Origin of the sequence: Cloacibacillus sp. An23, assembly GCF_002159945.1 — a bacterium.
In the GTDB taxonomy this organism is placed as follows: domain Bacteria; phylum Synergistota; class Synergistia; order Synergistales; family Synergistaceae; genus Caccocola.
The window spans coordinates 1-511 of the sequence record NZ_NFJQ01000030.1; the positions used below are offsets into that span (position 1 = coordinate 1).

1 protein-coding gene is annotated in these 511 nt (G+C 51.3%); it reads right to left on the reverse strand.

Going from position 1 to position 511, the window contains the following annotated elements; genetic code table 11:
* Positions 1-263: hypothetical protein (locus tag B5F39_RS13940; protein ID WP_204245137.1), on the reverse strand; the 263-nt coding region annotated here is incomplete at its 3' end.
* Positions 264-511: the final 248 nt, after the last annotated feature.

Here is a 511-nt window from a genome sequence, read left to right on the forward strand (position 1 = left end):
GCAGGAAAAGTAATAGTTATCTCTTGCTCTACATCAGTTGTGTTAAAGTTATGGTTATACACTCCATAGCACACCTGCGTCCCATCTTCCCACCGCACCCACTCGCCGTTGGCGTTGCTTCCGCGCGCGATTATAGCCGCGCCGCTCTCGCCTACGACCGGCAGCTGCGATATATCTATCTTGCCGTTCTCGAGCGCCGGAAGTTCCGCCGCAGTATTGAGGCCGTCCGCGCCGCGCTGCTGCAATACTAATTTAGTCGGCATGGCGCGCGGCCTCCTTTATGATAACTATAAGATTGACATTACCGGGGAGCGCCCCCCCCCCCGTTTATATTACGGTTTGTCAACATTTGTTTTTCCTCCTTATTTCCATTTGCCGATGGCTACTACTCTGATTGTGGCTGTATTTATGGTATATATTTTATCTGCGGTTGTGCTCACGCCACGTACACAATCGCCAGGATGATAATTCCATGCAGAACGCCCTGTACTCCACAGAGACAAAGTGCCTG